We start from the raw sequence: 18,900 nt of genomic DNA, 5'->3' as shown, positions 1-18,900 counted from the left end.
CGGAAAATCCACTGTTGCCGAAATACAACAGGCTGGAGATAGGGAGGAATTCCGGCGCCGCAAGAGGCGTTCAGGCGCTCTTTTCGTACCAACTGCGCGAACGGTTCACGATCGCGACCAGCGAGAGCATGACAGGCACCTCGATCAGCACGCCCACCACCGTGGCGAGCGCGGCGCCCGATGTGATGCCGAACAGGCTGATGGCGGTCGCCACGGCAAGCTCGAAGAAATTGCTTGCGCCGATCAGCGCGGAGGGGCCCGCGATGCAATGTGCCTCGCCCAGCGTCCGGTTCGCGACATAGCCGATGCCGAAGATCAGATAGCCCTGAATAGCGATCGGTACGGCGAGCAGCGCGATGACGAGCGGCTGCGCCAGAATTTGCGGCCCCTGAAACGCGAACAGCAATACCAGCGTCGCCAGCAACGCGGTCAGCGACATGGGCTGGATCGCCGCAAGCGCGCGTTGCAATCGCGCGTCCCCGCCCGATGCGAGCACCCGTGTCCGCGCGGTCTGCGCGATGATCACCGGCACGACGATATAGAGCCCCACCGAAATCAGCAGCGTCTGCCACGGCACCGTGATCGCGGAGAGGCCGAGCAGCAGGCCAACGATCGGCGCGAAGGCGAAAACCATCACCGCGTCGTTGAGCGCGACCTGGCTGAGCGTGAAATGCGGTTCGCCGCGGCAAAGGTTGCTCCACACGAACACCATCGCCGTACAGGGCGCCGCGCCCAGCAGGATGAGCCCCGCGATATAGGACTCGATTTCCGCTTCAGGCAGCAACGGGCGGAACAGCCAACCGATGAACAGCCAGCCGAGCGCCGCCATCGTAAAGGGCTTTATCGCCCAGTTGAGCGCTAGCGTAATGCCGATGCCGCGCCAGTGTGCTCCAACCTGCCGCAGCGCGGCGAAATCGATCTTCATCAGCATCGGAATAATCATCAGCCACACGAGCACGGCGACGGGCAGGTTGACGTTGTAAAGCTCCGCCCCCGCGATCGCCGCGAACAGACCCGGCATCACCGATCCAAGCAGGATGCCCGCGGCAATGCAGGCGATCACCCACAATGTCAGATAGCGCTCGAACAGGCTCATGCCGCATCGCCCTTCCCGATCTCAGCCAGCCGATGCCTAAGGCTCAGCCGGTCAATGGATGCGATGGGAAGCGCCGTGAACAGCGAAATGCGGTTCTTCAGCTGCCGGTAGGCATCGAAGAACGCAGCGTGGATTTCGGCTTCGCTGCCCTGGACGGCGGCTGGATCGGGGATTCCCCAGTGTGCCGTCACCGGCTGCCCCGGCCAGATCGGACAGACTTCACCCGCCGCATTGTCGCAGACCGTGAACACGAAATCGAGCTTGGGAGCCCCCGGTTCCGCGAACTCGTCCCAGCTTTTGGAACGCAGGTCATCGACACTGTGCCCAAGGCTGCGTAGTACGTCGAGCGCCGCCGGGTTCACCGTACCACGCGGGTGGCTGCCGGCGCTGAACGCCCGAAACCGTCCCTCCCCGATCTCGTTCAATATGGCCTCGGCCAGAATCGAACGCGCAGAGTTCGCGGTGCACAGAAAGAGGACGTTGTAAGGCTCCATCGTCTCAACCGCAGCAGCGCTGGCCGGTTGCGGCCGGATCGGCGGCAATGCGGCTCAGTTCCGGCCCGGTGCCGTAGTCGATAGCATCGCCCGTCGTCAGGAAGGTCTCCCAGGCGATATTCTGCGGGTCGGCGATCCAGCTTTTGGTGGATTTGGCGTAGCAGCACGTCGTCGCGCCTTCATCGAGAACGGGGCGATCCGCTTTCTGCAGGCGCCCGTAAACCTCCGCCAGTTCGTCCGCGTTTTCCACCTGTATGCCGAGATGCGACAGGCCCGGCGTGGCATCGTCGTGGGTTGAAATGGCGAAGTTGACGCGCGGATCTTCCAGCATCCACTTGGCATAGTCGGCCTTCATCACGGTCGGCTCGGCTGCGAACAACGCTGAATAAAAACGGGTCGAGGCGTCGAGGTCGCTTACGGCGACATGAACATGCAGGCGTTTCATCGTTCAGGCTCCTTTGGCGAGACGTTCTGGGGCTGCGGTGTCGGTGCATGTGCGCCCGCCGCAGCAGTTTTCGAGAAGATAGTCGCTGAGCCCGCGAACGGTTTCGAACCGGGCGCTGTAAATGAGCGTCCGCCCCAGCCGCGTTTTTGCAACGAGCCCAGCCCGCTCGAGATGAGCGAGGTGGAACGACAGCGACGACGGCGGCATGCCCAGGTGCTCCGCTACCGTGCCGGCGGGAAGCCCTTCCGGCCCAGCCTCCACGAGCAGCCGGAACGCTGCAAGGCGATGCTCCTGCGCCAGCGCAGAGAGCGCCGCAATGGCAGCGCTGCTTGTTGAAATGCGCATAATCGACTCATCCTTCTATATTTCCAGAATTATCGAATCAAAAGCATGCGTCAATGAATATTTCGATGATCATCGAAATATTCCGACATGCGGTTCCCTCCCCGCGTTGCAGGGTCTATGAAGCCGGCCATGACGACGCTTCCCGACGATCCCTTCGAACTCTTTGGCCGCTGGTTTCAGGAGGCGTCCGCCTCCGAGCTCAACGATCCCAATGCCATGTCGCTCGCGACTGCGGATGCCGCTGGGCGGCCGTCGGTGCGGATCGTGCTGCTGAAGGATGTCGATCCGCGCGGCTTTACCTTCTACACGAACACGCTGAGCCGGAAGGGCCGCGAGCTTGCCGCGAACCCGCACGCGCACCTCAATTTCCATTGGAAATCGCTGCGTCGGCAGGTCCGCATCGACGGCGCCGTGGAGCCGGTGACGCCCGCAGAGGCGGACGACTATTTTGCCGTGCGGCCCCGCGCCTCCCAGATCGGCGCATGGGCGAGCATTCAGTCACAACCGCTGGGCGACCGGGCGACGCTGGAAGGCCGCGTTGCCGAGTTCACTGCGAAATACGAAGGCGGCGACGTGCCGCGCCCGCCGCACTGGTCGGGCTACCGCGTCGTGCCTTCGCGAATCGAATTCTGGCAGGATCGCGCGAATCGTCTGCACGAGCGCTACATCTTCGACCGCGACGGCAGCGGCTGGGTGCGCTCGATGCAGTATCCGTGATGGACGCCGAAAGGCTCGAGGCGCGTGGCAAGCTCACCCGTCGGGCGGCGATTGCCTCGTTCTCGGCGGCCTTCGTTCTGGGCGCGGTCAAGGTCTGGGCCGCGATGGAAACGGGCTCCGTCGCGATGCTCGGCTCGCTCGCCGACACCGCACTCGATCTCATCGCCTCGATCATCACGCTCATCGGCGTGCGCGTCGCCGCTGAACCGGCTGACGCGGACCACCGTTTCGGCCACGGCAAGGCGGAGCCGATCGCAGCCCTGCTGCAAACCGTGTTCATCACCGTTTCCGCTATCGGCATCGGCTGGCGCGCGGTGCAGGCGTTCGCGAACGACACGCCGCCCGCCGAAGCAGAACTCGGCATCGGTGTTTCGATCTTCGCGATTCTGGTCACTCTGGCGCTTGTTTCCTACCAGCGCCTTATCGTCCGCCGCACCGGCTCCCTCGCGATCGATGCGGACCGGATGCACTACCAGTCCGATCTGCTGCTCAATCTCTCCGTCATCGCCGCGCTGGTGCTGGATGCGATGCTTGGAATGCGCGGTGCGGACCCGTTGTTCGGCGTATTCATTGCACTCTGGCTCGTGTGGGGCGCCTTCAAGACCGCTCAGCACGCGCTCGACATGCTGATGGACAAGGAATGGCCGGACGAGAAACGCGAACAATTGAAAGCCCTCGTCTGCGCGGCGGAGGGTGTAGAAGGCATCCACGAGCTGAAGACGCGCCATGCGGGGCACACCGATTTCATTCAGTTCCACATCTGGGTCGATCCGCACATGACCGTGCAGGCCGCGCACGACATCGTCGACGTTGTCGAGGCCCGCGTGCTGGAAGCCTTCCCCGGCAGCGACATCCTCGTCCACGTCGACCCGAGCGGACACTTCGACACGCACCCCGTGCAGGAAGAGAGCCATGCCCAATAAGCTGCCCTTCGCCCAGATCGATGCCTTCGCGGCGCGCGCCTTCGAAGGCAATCCCGCCGCCGTGATGCCGCTCGAATCGTGGCTCGCCGACGACGTGTTGCAGGCGATCGCCGAGGAGAACAACCTCGCCGAAACCGCCTTCTTCATCCCCTCGGACGAACCGGACGCGGACTACGACCTCCGCTGGTTCACCCCCGCGATAGAGGTGGACCTGTGCGGCCACGCGACGCTCGCGAGCGGCCACTATCTCCTCTCGCGCGACGTCGATCTCGATCGCATCCGCTTCCGGACGCGCCTTGCAGGCGTGCTGGAAGTCCGGCGTGCAAACGGCGCCTACGAGCTCGATCTCCCCGCCCGGCGCCCGACGCCCGACGCGGCGGACCCGCGGGTGGTGAAAGCGCTCGGCCTGACGCCCGAAGCCGTCCTCTCCTATCCGGGTGAAAACTGGCTCTACGTCGTCCCCGACGCCGCATCCGTCCGCGCCTTGAAGCCCGATTTCGGGCTCCTGCGCGAAGTGGGCAACCACCTCGTCGTCGTCACCGCACCCGGCGACGGCGCTTTCGACGTCGTCAGCCGCGTGTTCGCGGCGGGTGCCGGGATCGACGAAGACCCCGTCACCGGCGCCGCGCACGCCATGCTGACGCCCTACTGGGCGGAGCGGCTGGGCAAGCCGGCATTCCAGGCGTTTCAGGCGAGCCGCCGCGGCGGCCGCGTCGCCTGCCGCCTCGAAGGCGAGCGCGCGGTGCTCGGCGGCAAGTGCGTCACGGTAATCGAAGGCAGCTTCACCCTTTGAACGCTGTTCAAGAACTCTGGCGCTGGAGAGCCAAACTGCTAGCAGGTGCGATCATCGGCTATTTGCTCTTCTACATCTATACTGAAACATCATCATATCCGCGATTTCCACCACCAAAAGGTTTGGACGCAGGCACGCGCTACACTGGTATCGTCGAGCAGAAACCCACTTATAAATGGTCCGACAGACCATACCAAATTCGCACGGCGGACGGTGTTGTTAAGTGGGGTTGTCGCGCTAACAGCAGCTTTGCTTTGCACTGCCCTACCCGTGAAATATGGGACATGTTGATTGGCAAAAAAGCAGAGGTTATCTTGTTACCGACACCCGGCGCAAAATATCAAGATAACGTTATCCTCCAGATGAAAATTGACGGCGTCGAAATCGTATCTTTTGAAGAACGAGCCGACGATTTGTTAATAAACATGAAAAATGACGCTGAAAATTGGCCAATATATTTTTCTATAATTGGGGCATTGTTTGGAGTTTTTTCTGTAATGCACTGGCATAAATGTTATAGAATTTCTCGACCTCCGCAGCACGTTTGCGAGCCAAACTCAGAAAAACGATCGGGTAACTGGTAAAGCAATCGGTGGAGATTTTCCTGAGTCAAGGCAGCTTCACCCTTTGAAGAGCGTCGCCGCGCACCTATCTTCCCGCGCATGACCCTCCGCGTCGCCAGCTACAACATGCGCAAGGCCATCGGCCTCGATCGCCTCCGCAAGCCCGATCGCGTGCTCGCCGTGCTCAACGAGCTCGATGCGGACATCATCGCGCTACAGGAGGCGGACCGCCGGCTTGGCGAGCGGGCAAGCGCGATTCCCCGCGCCATGATCGAAGCGGAAAGCCCTTACCGCGCCGTTCCCATCGAGAACCGACCGAACAGCATCGGCTGGCACGGCAACGCCATCCTAGTCCGCAAGGACCACGAGATCATTCACGGCGAACCGTTGTTCCTCCCGATGCTGGAGCCGCGCGGCGCGGTGCTCGCCGATCTCGTCGTGCGCGGCGAGTCGGTGCGCGTCGTCGGCATGCACCTCGATCTGTCCGGGCTCTATCGGGCGCGGCAGGCGAAGATGCTCGTCGATCACCTCGGCGAGCGCACGACGCAGCTTCCCAGCATCTTGATGGGTGACCTCAACGACTGGATGGTGAACAGCAAGGCGCTCAAGGAATTCCAGCGCCATCACCAGTGCGCCGCCTGCGGCCCCAGCTTCCCGACGCGCCGCCCGCTCGGCACGCTCGATCGCATCTTCGTTTCCGACCATTTCAAGGTGGAAGAAAGTGGCGTCCACACCTCGCTAACCGCGAAGCGCGCCAGCGATCACCTTCCCGTTTGGGCAAACATCGCCCGCAGCACCTGAACGGTCACGCCGCGGCGAGCGCCGAGACGGTCCCGTCGATCCAGCCGCCGCCGAGCACCCGCTCGCCGTCATACAGAACGCACGCCTGCCCCGGCGCGACGCCATATTCCGGCGCCGCGAACGTCACCCGCTGGCCGTCGAAGCGCGCGGGCGCGGGCTTTGCCATCGAGCGGACCTTGGCGAGAACGTCGAGACCATCGCCAATGGCCGGCCCCAGCCAGTTGATCTTGCCGAGCACAGCCGCCGCAACACCCAGCGCCGCGCGCGGTCCGACGACGACACGCCGCGTCTCCGGCTCCAGCCGCACGACGTAGAGCGGATCGGCAAGCCCGCCGATCTCGAGGCCCCGCCGCTGGCCGACCGTGTAATGGATGAGGCCGCGATGCTGCCCAAGCACGGCGCCGCCCATGTCGACGATTTCGCCGGGTTCACCCGCCTCGGGACGCAGTTTGCGCACGATCCCAGCATAATCGCCCGAGGGCACGAAACAGATGTCCTGGCTATCCGGCTTGTCCGCCACCACGAGCCCGAAGCGCCGCGCATGTTCGCGCACCGCCGGCTTCTCCATGCCGCCAAGCGGAAAGCGCAGGTAGCTGAGCTGCTCCCCTGTCGTCGCGAACAGGAAATAACTCTGGTCTCGTGCCGGATCGACCGCGCGGTGCAATTCGGGCCCGCCCGCGCCATCTACCCGCCGGACATAATGGCCGGTCGCCATCGCATCGGCGCCAAGGTCACGCGCGACCGAGAGGAGATCGCGGAACTTCACGGTCTGGTTGCACGTCACGCAGGGAATCGGCGTGCGCCCCTGCACATATTCGTCGGCGAACGCTTCGATCACGCTGTCCTTGAAGGCGCTTTCGTAGTCGAGCACGTAATGCGCGATGCCAAGCCGGTCGGCGACGCGCCGCGCATCGTGGATATCGCTCCCCGCGCAGCAGGTGCCCGCCTTGCCCACCGCGACGCCGTGATCGTAAAGCTGAAGCGTGACCCCGATCGTCTCGTAGCCCGCATCTTTCACGAGCGCCGCGACGACGCTCGAGTCGACGCCGCCGGACATGGCGACGACAACGCGCGCTCCGGGCCGAAGACCGCCGATATCGAGATTGCTGCTCATGCTCGCGCATATAGAGGGCGCTTACGATTTTTGCACGTTCTGCCCCGTATGTAATCCCGACGACCGCGCTTGCGGTTCCTCGATCTGGGTGATTCGCTAAAGGCAGGTACAACGATTTCAAACACTAAGATGGGAAGGGTCGCGTTAAGCTCTGTTGCTGCAGAATTTACCTTGGCGTTTAGGCGTTCTTTTAAGGGTCTGGCGCTAGGGTACATCAACAAGGCAGTCGCGTAGTGTTGGAGCCAAAAGAATAATGATGGAAAATCAAAAGTTTCGCCCTGCATCAGTCATCGGCCCCCTTGGGGAGCCGCTTACGCTCGACACGTTGCCGCCGTCGGACACGCGCCGCTGGGTGGTGCGCCGCAAGGCGGAGGTCGTGGCTGCGGTGAAGGGCGGGCTCATCTCAGCGGACGACGCGTGCGAACGCTATGGCCTCAGTCCCGAAGAATTCGCAGCGTGGGAACGCGCCGTCGACCGTGTCGGAATGCCCGGCCTCCGCGTCACGCGCGTTCAGCACTACCGGGCGCTCTACGACCGCGAAAGCGCCTGACACCATATTAGCCAACCGGCGCCCCTACCTGTGCGGGCGCCTGCCAAAGGGCGGTAGACATCGGGGGACGTCTGCCGCCCTTTCTGCGTCTGGCACACGGGGATCCCGCCCCCCGACCCGCCATTTCTTTACGCCATTTTCACCATCCGGGCCCCACAGTTCCGCATTGTTTGACAGTCGGGAAACGTGTGCGCGTGGAACAGGCCCAGAAAGCGCCGGACTTGAAAGCGCTGGAGCAGAACGGGAAGCCCCAGTTGCTGCTTGTCGCCCTGCTCTGCGCGGCCGTAGCGCTGCTCGGCCTTTCGCTGCTGCGCGATCCCGCCCCCGCTCCGGCTGATCCCTCCCCCATTGCCGCCACCACACCCATTTCCGATCGGCAGGCCGGCGTCGAAACCCGGCTGCGCGAACAGGTCGAAGGGATGATCGGCGCGATCGTCGGCCGCGAAAACGTGCGCGCCGTCGTCTCTGCGGAGATCGAACCGGACCAGACGCGGCAGGTTTCGGAGGCCGTAGAGCCCGGCACGAACAGTACCGAGACGACCACCATCAGGAGCAGCGGCCAGATTCGCCGCCTCACCGTTTCGGTCATGGTCGACGGTCATCATGTCAAAGCGCCGGATGGGGTCCGCTACGAGCCGCGCACGAAGGCCGAACTCGCGCGCTTCACGCGCCTTGCGAAGGGCGCCGTGGGCTTCGACGCGATGCGCGGCGACTCACTGATCGTCGAGACCGTGCGCTTCGCCGCGGCCGAGACCACGCCTGCATTTTCCGGCACCGTGGATGCAGCCTTGCCGCTCGCGCGCGTTATCCTGATCGGCATGCTTGGCCTCGCTGCGCTGTTCCTGATTCTGCGCAGTTTCAGGCGGCACACGCCCGTTGTGATGCCCGCGCCTGAGCCAGCGCCATCGGAACCCGCAACCTTCGCGCTCATGGCCGATGCTGGCCGCAGTCCTGCGCTTCGCCGCGCAGGGGATGCCGTTGCCGCGCGCCCGGCCGCTGCCGCCGCAATCGTCCGCCAGTGGATGTCCGCATGAGGGCGCATGCCGCAGCCCTGCGCGCCGAGCCCGCCGCTGAAGCGGAGCCGCTTGCCGCGCTCTCCGGCGTCGAGCGCGCCGCCGCGCTGATGGTCGCGCTCGGGCGCGAGCATGGCGGCGCGATCTGGGCGCATCTCGGCAACGACGAGGCCCGGGCGCTGAGCGACGCCATGGCACGGATCGGCCCGGTTCCGGCACCGCTTGCTGAGCGGCTGCTTGCCACGTTCGCAGGCGAGGTCTCCGGCACCGCGGCTTTGGACGGCTCCAAGCCAGCGCAAGAGACCACGTGGGATACGCTCGGCAACGTCAGCGAAGACGTTCTTGCCGCCTATCTTCGCGGCGAACACCCGCAGACGGCTGCGGTCGTGCTCAGCCGGATCGGACGCGAGCAGGCTGCGCGTGTCCTTTCGCGCCTGCCCGACGATACCGCGATGGATGTCGTGCTCAGAATGCTTCGCGTCGGCGCCGTACGGCAGGACGTGCTCGATACGGTCGAGGAGACTCTGCGCACCGATCTGCTTTCGAACCCCGCGCACAGTACACGCCGCGACACGCACGAAGTGATGGCAGAGATATTCAACCACCTCGACCGCAACGCCGAGGCGCGCTTCATGCTGGCGCTCGAAGATCGCGCCTTCGATGCCGCAGAGCGCATCCGCGCGTTGATGTTCACGTTCGAGGATCTCGCGCGTCTCGATGCGGCCAGCATCCAGACACTGCTCCGCAATATCGACAAGAACCGGCTCGCCGCGGCGCTGAAGGGCGCCGGCGAAGCGCTGCGCGAGTTCTTCTTCATGAGCATGTCGGAGCGCGCCGCGCGCATCCTGCGCGAGGATATGGAGCTGATGGGTCCCATTCGCCTGCGCGAGGCGGAGGAAGCCCGGCAAGCAATCGTTCAGGTGGCAAAGCAGCTCGCGGATGCGGGGGAGATCGTTCTCGCCGACAGCCGCGACGGCAGCGAGGAGTTCGTATTCTGATGCCTGCGTCTTTTCGAGGGAGAAGCAACATGGACGATCTGCGTCCCGATTATGAACCCGCCCGCGCCTATGCGGCAGAAGTGTCGCCCGAAGAGGCTGCCAACGGCCTGACCGGGGCGGTGGAGCTCGAATCCGTCTTCGACGTGCCGGTGCGCGTGCAAGCCGTACTCGGCCGCTCGGCGGTCGAAGTCAGCCAGCTCCTGAAGCTCGCCCCCGGCGCCGTGATCGAGCTCGACCGGCGCGTCGGCGAAGCGATCGACATCTTCGTGAACGACCGCCTCGTCGCACGCGGCGAAGTGGTGCTGGTCGATGAGCACCTCGGCGTCACCATGACGGAAATCGTGAAGCAAGACGCCTGAAGCGTAAATCGCACGTCGACGCGTTGAGAGATTAGCGTTCAGCGCAAGGCGAAAATGGTGGATTTCGAGCACGGGAGCGGTGCGTACGAAAAGTGCGTGAGCACCGGCAGTTCAGGAAACCACCGTTTGCAGCCCGCCATGAGCTGACTATCCACGTACCCTAGGTAAGCTTCCAGGCAATGGGGATTACCAGCTTGGTCGGGCCGTCCGGTGGCGGCGGCACGGTGCCGATCTTCTTGGGAATGCGCACCGCTTCACGGTCCAGAATCTGCGATCCCGTCGGCTCGACGAGTTCGACGCCGGTAATCGTGCCCCCGGCATCCACGCTGATCCGCACCTTCGCGGTGCCCTCATCGCCCCGTATCTGGGCACTGCGCGGATAGGAGTGCTGCGCGGCAATAAGCCGCGTGACGGTCGATCTCCAATCCGCAGCAGACGCCGTCCCCGCCGAAGCGAGGAGAACGAGCGCGGCAATCGCAGTTTTATGGATCCACCCTTCCATGGGTGCACGCTAGCGGCCCAAGTCTTGCGAAAGGGTTTATTCCGCCTGGGAAATGGTCGCCCAGGCAAAGGCGCAGCGGAAACCCTAAAGCTGGCGTTCCACCATCATCTTCTTGATTTCGCCGATCGCCTTTGCCGGGTTGAGACCCTTCGGGCAGACGTTCGCGCAGTTCATGATCGTGTGGCAGCGATAGAGCCGGAAGGGATCTTCCAGCGCATCGAGCCGTTCGCCGGTCATCTCGTCGCGGCTGTCTGCGAGCCAGCGATAGGCCTGCAGCAGGATCGCCGGGCCAAGGAACTTGTCGGAGTTCCACCAGTAGCTCGGGCAACCGGTCGAGCAGCAGGCGCAGAGGATGCACTCATAGAGCCCGTCCAGCTTCTCGCGGTCTTCCGGGGACTGGATGCGCTCCTTGCCCGAGGGCGTCGTGGAAACGGTCTGCAGCCACGGCTTGATCGAAGCGTACTGCGCGTAGAAGTGCTTGAAGTCGGGCACGAGGTCTTTCACGACCTCCATATGCGGCAGCGGCGTGATCGCGACGTCGCCCTTCACCTCGTCGATCGGCTTCGTGCAGGCGAGCGTGTTCGAGCCGTCGATGTTCATCGAGCACGAACCGCAGATGCCTTCGCGGCACGACCGGCGGAAGGTCAGCGTGGGGTCGACCTCGTTCTTGATCTTGATGAGCGCGTCGAGAACCATCGGCCCGCAGCTGTCGAGGTCGAGCTCGTAGCTGTCCATGCGCGGGTTCGCGCTGTCGTCGGGCGACCAGCGATAGATTTTGAACGTCTTGATATGCGTCGCACCCTCGGGGGCCTTGTGCACCTTGCCCTTGCCGTTCACCTTGCTGTTCTTCGGAAGCGTGAATTCGGCCATCGCGCGCGTATCTCCTGTTCTCTCGCGCGTGCTGCCTAGCGCAATCGCGTGGCGGAAAAAACCGTAAAAAGCGTCCTGCCCTTCAATAAGCGATCCGGCGCCACCCCCAACTTGCACAGCCGAGTCCGGCGTCTATAAGCACGGCAGGGCTGCAAACCGACTGGGATACCTTTGGAACCGACGCTCCTTCTTGCCGGGACAAACGAAACACCCATCTGGGGCATGTCTTCCGCCGAGCGCATCCGGCGCATCGCGTCGGCGCGCAAGCCGCAGGCGGAGCAGTCGGGCGCCGTCGTCGCCGACACGCGCTTCGCCTTCGACCCGCAGTGGTTCAGTTGGATCGCTGAACGCCCCGGCACCGCCCTCACCCTTGGCGGGCGCCCAGTTCTCGCGAACGTCACTCCCGAGCGCGCGCCAGCCATCAGGGATGCGATCGACACAGGCAGCGCTGAATGGGCAGAAGGGCTCGCCGTCACCGCCTATGAAGACGGCATCACCATTTACAACGCCGCCCTCCGAAAGCGCGAGCGCCCGTTCCTGATGGAACTGGTCCCCGCGAACATCCGCGCCATCGAACGCGCGAGCTATTTCGGCGCCTACAAGGGCGTCACCGACATCCTCACCAAGTACCTGTGGCCCGAATGGGCCCTCGTCCTCACCCGCATCGCCGCGCGCATCGGCATGACACCCAACATGGTGACAACCATCGGCGCCGCGCTCTGCGTGTGGGCGACTTTTCTCTTCTGGGACGGCCATTACTGGACCGGCATGGCAGCCGGTCTTGCCTTCATGGTCCTCGACACCGTCGATGGAAAGCTCGCGCGCTGCACCATCACCTCGTCGCGGTGGGGCGACATCTTCGATCACGGGCTCGATCTCGTGCACCCCCCCTTCTGGTGGTATGCTTGGGGCGTCGGCCTTGCTGCGCACGGCCTCGAACTTGCCCCCGATGTATTCTGGACGGTGATGGGTGTGATGGTCGGTGGCTATGTTCTGCAGCGGCTCATCGAGGGCTGGTTCATCCATGTTTCCGGCATGCACATCCACGTCTGGCAGAAGGTCGACACGGACTTCCGCCTGATCACCGCACGCCGCAATCCGAACATGGTGATCCTGTTCGTCAGCATGCTGTTCTCTCGGCCGGACATAGGTCTCCTCGCCGTCACGGCGTGGACCGTGCTCAGTCTCGTCTTCCATTTCGTCCGCTTGCTGCAGGCGATTGTCGCGCGGCGACAGGGCGTCACGCTCACCTCGTGGCTCAGCGACGGCAGCGCGGCATGAACGGCACGATCCACCGCTTCGGCTATCCGGCCACACTGATCGCCGAGTACGACCACTGGGTCGTTCTGCTACGCCCCGCACAGCCTACGCTCGGCAGCCTCGTGCTGGCCGCGAAGTCGGAAGCGACGGCTTTCGCGGATCTCGAACCGACCGCCTATGCGGAACTCGCTAACGTCAGCCGCGATATCGAAGTCGCGCTTCGCGCCGCCGTCGATCACACCAAGCTCAACTACCTGATGCTGATGATGGTGGACCCCCACGTCCACGCCCACGTCATCCCCCGCTACGAAGGTAGCCGCAGCTTCGAAGGCCGCGCGTTCCCGGACGCCGGCTGGCCGAAGCTCCCCGCGCTCGGAGAAGCGGTGGATTTGGATGCGCCCGGAATCGCGTCCGTTTCGGCGTGGCTCAAGGGGCTCTGGCCCGCGCGCTGAAAAACCCGCGCAATATTAACCATGGTGAAACACCACCGGCCGAAATTGGGTCAGGCGGGAACCGGATGCGCCGCTTTCCCGGAGTATGGGGCTTGTGCTGGCTATGGAGCGTTTCAGGGATTTGATCGCGCGCGTCGACGTGTCGCGCTTTACCGCGATCATAACTCACTGGAAGATCAGCAAGAAAGTTCTGGTGAGCTACGGCATCGGCGGGCTCGCGATGGCCATTCTCGCGATGGTCGCCACTGGCTCGCTGCTCGTCACCCGCTCCACTGTCTCCGAAGTCACTCGCCTGGCCGACAGCGCCCGCTCGATCTCTCGCGCGCACACCACCGCGATGACGGCGCAGGGACGCATCAAGGACTACGTAATCCGCCCCGAGGCATCGCTTGTCGCCGAGGTCAACGAAAGCCTCGATGCGGCGCAGGAAGCGCTGAAACGCGCCGAAGACGGGGCGGCCATTGTCCACGAGGAAGACACGCTCGCGCGGATCGACCGGCTCCGCGGTGTGTTCCGCACCGAATTTCGCGGCATCGTCGAGAACCAGACGGCCATTACCCGGCTCGTGTCCGGCACGATCGAGGCCAAGGGGCCGGAGATCAGCACTACGCTCCATGACATCGTCACAGCGAGTCACGAGGCCGGCGACCATCAGACGAGTTATAATGCAGCGCTAGCGCTTGAAACCTATTCGCTGCTGCGGGTCGACGTGAACCGGTACCTTTCCGCACCCTCACCCGAGATCGTCAAGCAGACCAAATCCGACCTCCTCAACCTCGAAGATGCGCTGAACGGCGTTTTCGAGGGCCTCAACGATCCCGCGCTCACCCGCAAGGCCGATAGCGTCATCGTCAGCCTTGTCGCCTACGACAAGGCATTCGACGAGATCGTCCGCCGTACCACCGACCGCGACGCTGCTGTTGATAGGCTGCTCGGCAAGACCGGCCCGGCGTTCGAGCGCAACGTGCAGGCCTTCTCCGAAGCGATCGCCGATCAACAGGGTACCGCCGATTTCGCTGCACAGGCCGCCGCCGGCGGCGCCATTCTCATCACGCTTATTGCCGGCGCCGCCGGTATCGGCGTGTCGATCGTAGCAGGTCTCCTCACCAACCATCTCATCGCACGCCCGATCGCAACGATGGCGAACGCGATGCTCGCGCTCGCGCGCGGCGAAACCGGCACGCGCATCGAAGGCGCGCGGCGACGCGACGAGGTCGGCGACATGGCGCGAGCCGTGGCCGTGTTCAAGGAAAACGCGACCGAAGTCGAAGAGCGCCGCCGTGCCGCTGTGGAAGCGGAGCGTCGCGAACGTGAACGCGAGGAAACCGCCCGCGCCGAACGCGAAGCCGAACGCCAGCAAGCCGCTGTCGAAAAGCGCGCAGCGCTCAACGAACTCGCCGACGCCTTCGAAACAAGCGTCCGTCACGTCGTCGCCGCCGTAGACAGCGCCGCGCGCCAGATCGCGGCAGGCTCGCAGCAGGTCAGCGATGCGGCACGCAGCAGCGCCGTGCTCGTCACCGATGTTACTGTCTCGGCGGAGGAAGCGAGCCACAACGCGCTCACCGTTGCCAATGCATCCGAGGAAATGGCCCGTTCGCTCGCCGAGGTCTCGCACCGGGTCGTCGAATCGTCGGCAATGTCCGAGCAGGCCGTATCCCGCGCCCGTGCGACCGACGAAATCGTCACGGGTCTCTCGGTAGACGCCGAAAAAATCGGAGAGATCGTCGGCCTCATCAATTCGATCGCCGAGCAAACCAACCTGCTTGCACTCAACGCGACCATCGAGGCGGCCCGCGCCGGCGAAGCTGGACGCGGATTTGCGGTCGTCGCAAGCGAGATCAAGGCGCTCGCGAACCAGACCAGAAAAGCGACGATCGACATCAACGAGCGAATCGGCGCGATTCAGTCTGTGACGCGCGAAACCGTTGGTGCAATTGAAGAAATCGTCTCCACGATTGGCGAAATCAACAGTATCGCCGCCACGGTCGCCGCCGCCGTGGAACAGCAGGCCGCCACCACGTCCGAAATCGCCCGCAACACCCATCAGGCTTCCGACAGCACGCACGCCGTCGCACGCAATATCGATCAGGTACGCACCGGCGTCGAAGCGACGGGCCTTGCGGCAAAGGACGCACTCGATGCTGCTGCCGACCTTAATCGGCAGGCAAGCACGCTCACCACAGAGGTGGACCGCTTCCTCGCACGCGTCCGCGCAGCCTAAGCGACTTTCCAGCAGCGACACCTTCGTGTATCGCCCCCGCCCATGCTCAACATCAACGGCATCACCGTGCGGCTTGGCGGCCGCATCATTCTGGACGGCGCGACCGCGTCGCTGCCCACGGGAAGCCGTGTCGGCCTGATCGGACGCAACGGCGCCGGCAAGTCCACGCTGATGCGCGTGATGTGCGGCCTCCTCGAAGCGGACGGCGGCGAGATCGAGACCGCGAACCGCTCGCGTATGGGTTATATCGCGCAGGAAGCGCCGGCGGGCACCGCAACACCGCTTGAAACCGTACTCGCTGCGGACACCGAACGTGCCGCGCTGCTCACCGAGTCTGAAACCGCGACTGACCCTGACCGCATTTCCGAAATCCATGAGCGCCTGAACGCCATCGACGCCTGGACAGCGGAGGCGCGCGCTGCACGCATCCTCGTCGGACTCGGCTTCGATGAGGAGATGCAGGGCCGCACGCTCGATAGCTACTCAGGCGGCTGGAAGATGCGCGTCGCGCTCGCCGCCCTGCTCTTCTCCGAACCGGACCTGCTGCTCCTCGACGAGCCTTCAAACCACCTCGACCTCGAAGCGACGCTCTGGCTCGAAAACTTCCTGAAGAGCTACCGTGCGACGATGATCATCATCAGTCACGAGCGAGACCTGCTGAACAATGTCGTCGATCACATCCTGCATCTCGAAGGCGGGAAGATCACGCTCTACCCCGGCGGGTACGACGCATTCGAGAGGCAGCGCGCCGAACGGCTCGCGCAGATCGAGGCGGCGCGAAACGCGCAGACCCGCCAGCGCGAGAAGCTGCAGGACTATATCGCTCGCAACAGCGCCCGCGCCAGCACCGCGCGGCAGGCCCAGTCCCGTGCCAAGGCGCTGGCAAAAATGCAGCCCATCGCCGCGATCGCGGAAGATCCCAGCCTCAGCTTCGCCTTTCCGAACCCGAGCGAGCTGAAGCCGCCGCTCATCACGCTGGACATGGCTTCGGTCGGCTATACCGAAGGCAATCCGATCCTCACGCGGCTCAATCTTCGCCTCGACCCCGACGACCGCGTGGCGCTGCTCGGCCGCAACGGCAACGGCAAGACGACGCTCGCCCGCCTGCTCGCCGCGCAGCTGCCGCCGATGGAAGGCGACATGCGCACTGCGGGCAAGATGCGCGTCGGCTACTTCACCCAGTATCAGGTCGAGGAACTCGACACCGACGACACGCCGCTTGAACACATGACGCGGATCATGAAGGGCGCGACGCCCGGTGCCGTCCGTGCCCAACTCGGGCGTTTCGGCTTCTCGGGCGACAAGGCACTCACGAAAGTCGGCAAGCTCTCGGGCGGCGAGCGCGCACGGCTGGCGCTCGCACTCATCACGCGCGAGGCACCGCACATGCTGATCCTCGACGAGCCGACCAACCACCTCGACGTCGATTCACGCGAGGCGCTGGTCCAAGCGCTGAACGAATATTCGGGCGCCGTCGTGCTCGTCAGCCACGACCGCCACATGCTGGAGTTGACAGCCGACCGGCTGGTTCTGGTCGATGACGGCTGCGCCGAGGATTTTGCCGGCAGCCTTGAAGACTACACCGATTTCGTGCTCGGAAAATCGAACGATCGGCAGACCGGTGGCGCATCCTCCGGAAGCCGCAAGGGAGCGCGCAAAGCCGCGGCCGATACACGCGAGCAGGAAAAGCGGCTACGCGCCGCAGTCAAGGCTTTCGAAGCGGACCTCGCCAAGCTCACCGCGGAACGCAGTGCGGTCGATCTTGCGATGTTCGATCCCTCTGCCGCTGCCCCCGCGCATGCGAAGAGGTCGATGAGCGAACTGATGAAACTGCGGGCCGATCTTACGGACCGCATTCAAGCCACAGAGGCTGAATGGCTTGCCGCATCGGAAGCGCTGGAGATCGCGGCTTAGGCTGTCGGCGCCAACCGCCGCAGCATTGTCTTTGCAAGATCGAGCGCACGGGCACGCGGCAGGCGCTCTGAAGAGAGGCTGTAGTCGAGCCACAGCCCGTCCATCGTCGCCGAGACGAGCGCTGCGATATCGCGCGGCGGCACCGGGCCTTCGGGAAGCCGCGCCACCGCCTGCGCGAGCAGTGCCTGCAAACGCGCGTTGTAATTCACGCTCACCGCGGCGAAATCGGGATTGTTGCGGACGAGCGCCCAGAAGGCGATCCACGCGCCAAGGATATCGGGGTTCGACCATTCGTCGCTGAAATGCACTTCGAACAGCCGGTCGATCGTCTTCCACGGGTCCGCGTATCCAGCCGCGAGCTCTTCTTCAAAACGCGCGATGAAACTGTCGCAAAGCTCCTGGTAGGTTTCCAGCAGCAGGTTGTCGGGGTTGCTGAAGTAGTGGCGCAGCAACCCGTGTGACACACCGGCTCGGCGGCAAATCTCGCGCCCAGTGGTGCCGCGCGGGCCGAGTTGCGCGAGACAGCTGATCGTTACCGCAAGCAGGTCCTGCCGCCGCAGTGCCGGTGTCTGTCGACGCACGCGACGCCTTTTCGTGCCTTCTATCGTTGCTGCCATACCTGCCTTCACCATCAAGACAGACATATCGCAGGCTGCGGGCCTGTCACGCAAGCCGAAGCCGGCACTCCGGCTCAGTCTAGATCGGGATCGTGGTAGTTTTGTACGTATGACGCGATCAGCCGATCGATCGCATCGCGCGTCACCCGATTATAGTCTTCCGAAAAGCCCAGCGTCGCCACCATCTTCCAGTGGCCGTACATGAGCGTCACGAACAGGAAGCCAATCTCCCGGCATGCTTTCTGGCTCAGCGTCGGGTTGCTGATCTGAATCTCGTGCGCGATCGTGTACTGGAGCAGGTTATACTGCCCGCTCAGGCTCATGCGCACCGCCTCGGAACTTGCCGCAAGCGAGAACATAGCGTCGTAAACGCCATCGTCCTTCGGTTTCTGGTTCCCCGCAAGGAAGCCGAAGTAGAAGTCCAGGAACATTGGCAGGCGCTCGGTTGTGGCCGCCTCGATGATGCCCTTCATCAAGCAGTCCCGGTAGCTTGCCGCGAGTGCGTCGCAAACGGCGACCATAAGGCCTTCGGGATCGGGGAAGTAATGCCGGATCAACTGCCGCGACATGTCCGCTTCCTTGGCGATCGAATCGTAGGAGGGCATGGGCAGGCCTTCGCGGCCAATCGCCTTGATGGCAGCCTGAACGATCTCAGGCTTGCGAATTTCAGAAATGGGCTTCGGCATGCCGCCCCCGGGTAAGCTATGGTTACTGATATATACCCGCGGGCGCGAGCGGCGCGGATGCTAACAGCGATGAAAGCAGTAGCAAGCAAATAGTTAACAAGACGCAGAAAAGTGTTCGGCAAATGCAGGGTTGCAGCACGCCGGGCGAGCCCCGCTATCGGGGGCCG

22 protein-coding genes are annotated in these 18,900 nt (G+C 63.9%); 13 read left to right on the top strand and 9 right to left on the bottom strand.

Translation table 11 applies throughout. The features are described from left to right. Nucleotides 1–70: 70 nt before the first annotated feature. Genes arsB through DFR51_RS05620 form a run of 4 tightly spaced genes read right to left on the bottom strand, consistent with a single transcriptional unit; the run spans nt 71 to nt 2,380 of the window. Nucleotides 71–1,096, bottom strand: coding sequence for an ACR3 family arsenite efflux transporter (arsB, locus tag DFR51_RS05635; RefSeq protein ID WP_121048004.1), 1,026 nt, complete (start codon nt 1,094–1,096; stop codon nt 71–73). Then, a complete protein-coding gene (locus DFR51_RS05630) occupies nt 1,093–1,590 on the bottom strand; it encodes an arsenate reductase ArsC (protein ID WP_121048003.1) in 498 nt (165 codons plus the stop codon). The genes arsB and DFR51_RS05630 overlap by 4 nt, the downstream gene beginning before the upstream one ends. A gap of 4 nt (nt 1,591–1,594) precedes the next feature. Further along, nucleotides 1,595–2,035, bottom strand: coding sequence for an ArsI/CadI family heavy metal resistance metalloenzyme (locus DFR51_RS05625; protein WP_121048002.1), 441 nt, complete (start codon nt 2,033–2,035; stop codon nt 1,595–1,597). A gap of 3 nt (nt 2,036–2,038) precedes the next feature. Next, the gene (locus DFR51_RS05620; protein WP_121048001.1) at nt 2,039–2,380 is read right to left on the bottom strand and encodes an ArsR/SmtB family transcription factor; all 342 of its coding nucleotides are present in this window, start codon (nt 2,378–2,380) and stop codon (nt 2,039–2,041) included. A gap of 129 nt (nt 2,381–2,509) precedes the next feature. Here DFR51_RS05620 and pdxH point away from each other — a divergent pair, with 129 nt between their 5' ends. The 5 genes from pdxH to DFR51_RS05600 all read left to right on the top strand — a co-directional run bounded on the left by pdxH (nt 2,510) and on the right by DFR51_RS05600 (nt 6,177). Next, nucleotides 2,510–3,097, top strand: a complete 588-nt coding sequence (gene pdxH / locus DFR51_RS05615) for a pyridoxamine 5'-phosphate oxidase (RefSeq protein ID WP_121049850.1) — start codon at nt 2,510–2,512, stop codon at nt 3,095–3,097. Beyond that, on the top strand, nt 3,097–4,020 hold the full coding sequence (locus DFR51_RS05610; protein ID WP_121048000.1) for a cation diffusion facilitator family transporter: 924 nt from the start codon (nt 3,097–3,099) through the stop codon (nt 4,018–4,020). The genes pdxH and DFR51_RS05610 overlap by 1 nt, the downstream gene beginning before the upstream one ends. Further along, nucleotides 4,010–4,813 (top strand): PhzF family phenazine biosynthesis protein, encoded by an 804-nt coding sequence (locus DFR51_RS05605; protein WP_121047999.1) that lies wholly within the window; start codon nt 4,010–4,012, stop codon nt 4,811–4,813. Before DFR51_RS05610 ends, DFR51_RS05605 begins: the two co-directional genes overlap by 11 nt. Beyond that, a complete protein-coding gene (locus tag DFR51_RS18720) occupies nt 4,810–5,397 on the top strand; it encodes a hypothetical protein (RefSeq protein ID WP_126494725.1) in 588 nt (195 codons plus the stop codon). Before DFR51_RS05605 ends, DFR51_RS18720 begins: the two co-directional genes overlap by 4 nt. Nucleotides 5,398–5,475: 78 nt before the next feature. Beyond that, a complete protein-coding gene (locus tag DFR51_RS05600) occupies nt 5,476–6,177 on the top strand; it encodes an endonuclease/exonuclease/phosphatase family protein (protein WP_121047998.1) in 702 nt (233 codons plus the stop codon). Between the two features lie 4 nt (nt 6,178–6,181). Here the strand turns inward: DFR51_RS05600 and mnmA are convergent, their stop codons facing one another. Next, nucleotides 6,182–7,291, bottom strand: coding sequence for a tRNA 2-thiouridine(34) synthase MnmA (gene mnmA, locus DFR51_RS05595; protein ID WP_121047997.1), 1,110 nt, complete (start codon nt 7,289–7,291; stop codon nt 6,182–6,184). Nucleotides 7,292–7,544: 253 nt separating this feature from the next. Here mnmA and sciP point away from each other — a divergent pair, with 253 nt between their 5' ends. The 4 genes from sciP to fliN all read left to right on the top strand — a co-directional run bounded on the left by sciP (nt 7,545) and on the right by fliN (nt 10,211). Next, on the top strand, nt 7,545–7,841 hold the full coding sequence (gene sciP, locus DFR51_RS05590; RefSeq protein WP_121047996.1) for a CtrA inhibitor SciP: 297 nt from the start codon (nt 7,545–7,547) through the stop codon (nt 7,839–7,841). Nucleotides 7,842–8,035: 194 nt separating this feature from the next. Further along, nucleotides 8,036–8,875 (top strand): flagellar M-ring protein FliF C-terminal domain-containing protein, encoded by an 840-nt coding sequence (locus tag DFR51_RS05585; protein ID WP_126494723.1) that lies wholly within the window; start codon nt 8,036–8,038, stop codon nt 8,873–8,875. Then, a complete protein-coding gene (locus DFR51_RS05580; RefSeq protein WP_121047994.1) occupies nt 8,872–9,852 on the top strand; it encodes a flagellar motor switch protein FliG in 981 nt (326 codons plus the stop codon). Before DFR51_RS05585 ends, DFR51_RS05580 begins: the two co-directional genes overlap by 4 nt. 29 nt (nt 9,853–9,881) lie before the next feature. Further along, nucleotides 9,882–10,211 (top strand): flagellar motor switch protein FliN, encoded by a 330-nt coding sequence (gene fliN / locus DFR51_RS05575; RefSeq protein ID WP_121047993.1) that lies wholly within the window; start codon nt 9,882–9,884, stop codon nt 10,209–10,211. A gap of 160 nt (nt 10,212–10,371) precedes the next feature. Here fliN and DFR51_RS05570 read toward each other — a convergent pair whose 3' ends face one another. Both DFR51_RS05570 and DFR51_RS05565 read right to left on the bottom strand, forming a co-directional pair. Then, a complete protein-coding gene (locus DFR51_RS05570) occupies nt 10,372–10,713 on the bottom strand; it encodes an energy transducer TonB family protein (protein ID WP_121047992.1) in 342 nt (113 codons plus the stop codon). An 84-nt stretch (nt 10,714–10,797) separates the two neighbouring features. Beyond that, entirely contained in the window at nt 10,798–11,583 is a 786-nt protein-coding gene (locus DFR51_RS05565; protein WP_121049847.1) for a succinate dehydrogenase iron-sulfur subunit, read from the bottom strand. A 222-nt stretch (nt 11,584–11,805) separates the two neighbouring features. Between DFR51_RS05565 and DFR51_RS05560 the strand changes: the two genes are divergently transcribed. From DFR51_RS05560 to DFR51_RS05545, 4 genes are all read left to right on the top strand, one after another. Further along, the gene (locus DFR51_RS05560) at nt 11,806–12,864 is read left to right on the top strand and encodes a CDP-alcohol phosphatidyltransferase family protein (RefSeq protein ID WP_121047991.1); all 1,059 of its coding nucleotides are present in this window, start codon (nt 11,806–11,808) and stop codon (nt 12,862–12,864) included. Next, entirely contained in the window at nt 12,861–13,295 is a 435-nt protein-coding gene (locus DFR51_RS05555; protein WP_121049844.1) for an HIT family protein, read from the top strand. Before DFR51_RS05560 ends, DFR51_RS05555 begins: the two co-directional genes overlap by 4 nt. 85 nt (nt 13,296–13,380) lie before the next feature. After that, nucleotides 13,381–15,516 (top strand): methyl-accepting chemotaxis protein, encoded by a 2,136-nt coding sequence (locus DFR51_RS19310; RefSeq protein WP_121047990.1) that lies wholly within the window; start codon nt 13,381–13,383, stop codon nt 15,514–15,516. Between the two features lie 42 nt (nt 15,517–15,558). Further along, a complete protein-coding gene (locus DFR51_RS05545) occupies nt 15,559–17,430 on the top strand; it encodes an ABC-F family ATP-binding cassette domain-containing protein (RefSeq protein WP_121047989.1) in 1,872 nt (623 codons plus the stop codon). On the opposite strand, the gene DFR51_RS05540 is transcribed toward DFR51_RS05545, so the two are convergent. Together DFR51_RS05540 and DFR51_RS05535 are read right to left on the bottom strand one after the other, a co-directional pair. Then, entirely contained in the window at nt 17,427–18,011 is a 585-nt protein-coding gene (locus DFR51_RS05540) for a TetR/AcrR family transcriptional regulator (RefSeq protein WP_160119186.1), read from the bottom strand. The two genes, DFR51_RS05545 and DFR51_RS05540, sit on opposite strands and share 4 nt — an antisense overlap. A 110-nt stretch (nt 18,012–18,121) precedes the next feature. Beyond that, nucleotides 18,122–18,733, bottom strand: coding sequence for a TetR/AcrR family transcriptional regulator (locus DFR51_RS05535; RefSeq protein ID WP_121047987.1), 612 nt, complete (start codon nt 18,731–18,733; stop codon nt 18,122–18,124). Nucleotides 18,734–18,900 lie beyond the last annotated feature (167 nt).

It is taken from the genome of Sphingosinicella microcystinivorans (genome assembly GCF_003634215.1).
Lineage (GTDB): Bacteria > Pseudomonadota > Alphaproteobacteria > Sphingomonadales > Sphingomonadaceae > Sphingosinicella > Sphingosinicella microcystinivorans.
The sequence above is the reverse complement of the archived record's forward strand: the minus strand, read 5'-3'. Positions and strand labels throughout refer to the sequence as shown.

Coding starts and splice junctions, on each gene's coding strand:
- arsB (WP_121048004.1), bottom strand. CDS start 1,096: ATGAGCCTGTTCGAGCGCTATCTGACATTGTGGGTGATCGCCTGCATT.
- DFR51_RS05630 (WP_121048003.1), bottom strand. CDS start 1,590: ATGGAGCCTTACAACGTCCTCTTTCTGTGCACCGCGAACTCTGCGCGT.
- DFR51_RS05625 (WP_121048002.1), bottom strand. CDS start 2,035: ATGAAACGCCTGCATGTTCATGTCGCCGTAAGCGACCTCGACGCCTCG.
- DFR51_RS05620 (WP_121048001.1), bottom strand. CDS start 2,380: ATGCGCATTTCAACAAGCAGCGCTGCCATTGCGGCGCTCTCTGCGCTG.
- pdxH (WP_121049850.1), top strand. CDS start 2,510: ATGACGACGCTTCCCGACGATCCCTTCGAACTCTTTGGCCGCTGGTTT.
- DFR51_RS05610 (WP_121048000.1), top strand. CDS start 3,097: ATGGACGCCGAAAGGCTCGAGGCGCGTGGCAAGCTCACCCGTCGGGCG.
- DFR51_RS05605 (WP_121047999.1), top strand. CDS start 4,010: ATGCCCAATAAGCTGCCCTTCGCCCAGATCGATGCCTTCGCGGCGCGC.
- DFR51_RS05600 (WP_121047998.1), top strand. CDS start 5,476: ATGACCCTCCGCGTCGCCAGCTACAACATGCGCAAGGCCATCGGCCTC.
- mnmA (WP_121047997.1), bottom strand. CDS start 7,291: ATGAGCAGCAATCTCGATATCGGCGGTCTTCGGCCCGGAGCGCGCGTT.
- sciP (WP_121047996.1), top strand. CDS start 7,545: ATGATGGAAAATCAAAAGTTTCGCCCTGCATCAGTCATCGGCCCCCTT.
- DFR51_RS05580 (WP_121047994.1), top strand. CDS start 8,872: ATGAGGGCGCATGCCGCAGCCCTGCGCGCCGAGCCCGCCGCTGAAGCG.
- fliN (WP_121047993.1), top strand. CDS start 9,882: ATGGACGATCTGCGTCCCGATTATGAACCCGCCCGCGCCTATGCGGCA.
- DFR51_RS05570 (WP_121047992.1), bottom strand. CDS start 10,713: ATGGAAGGGTGGATCCATAAAACTGCGATTGCCGCGCTCGTTCTCCTC.
- DFR51_RS05565 (WP_121049847.1), bottom strand. CDS start 11,583: ATGGCCGAATTCACGCTTCCGAAGAACAGCAAGGTGAACGGCAAGGGC.
- DFR51_RS05560 (WP_121047991.1), top strand. CDS start 11,806: ATGTCTTCCGCCGAGCGCATCCGGCGCATCGCGTCGGCGCGCAAGCCG.
- DFR51_RS05555 (WP_121049844.1), top strand. CDS start 12,861: ATGAACGGCACGATCCACCGCTTCGGCTATCCGGCCACACTGATCGCC.
- DFR51_RS19310 (WP_121047990.1), top strand. CDS start 13,381: ATGGGGCTTGTGCTGGCTATGGAGCGTTTCAGGGATTTGATCGCGCGC.
- DFR51_RS05545 (WP_121047989.1), top strand. CDS start 15,559: ATGCTCAACATCAACGGCATCACCGTGCGGCTTGGCGGCCGCATCATT.
- DFR51_RS05535 (WP_121047987.1), bottom strand. CDS start 18,733: ATGCCGAAGCCCATTTCTGAAATTCGCAAGCCTGAGATCGTTCAGGCT.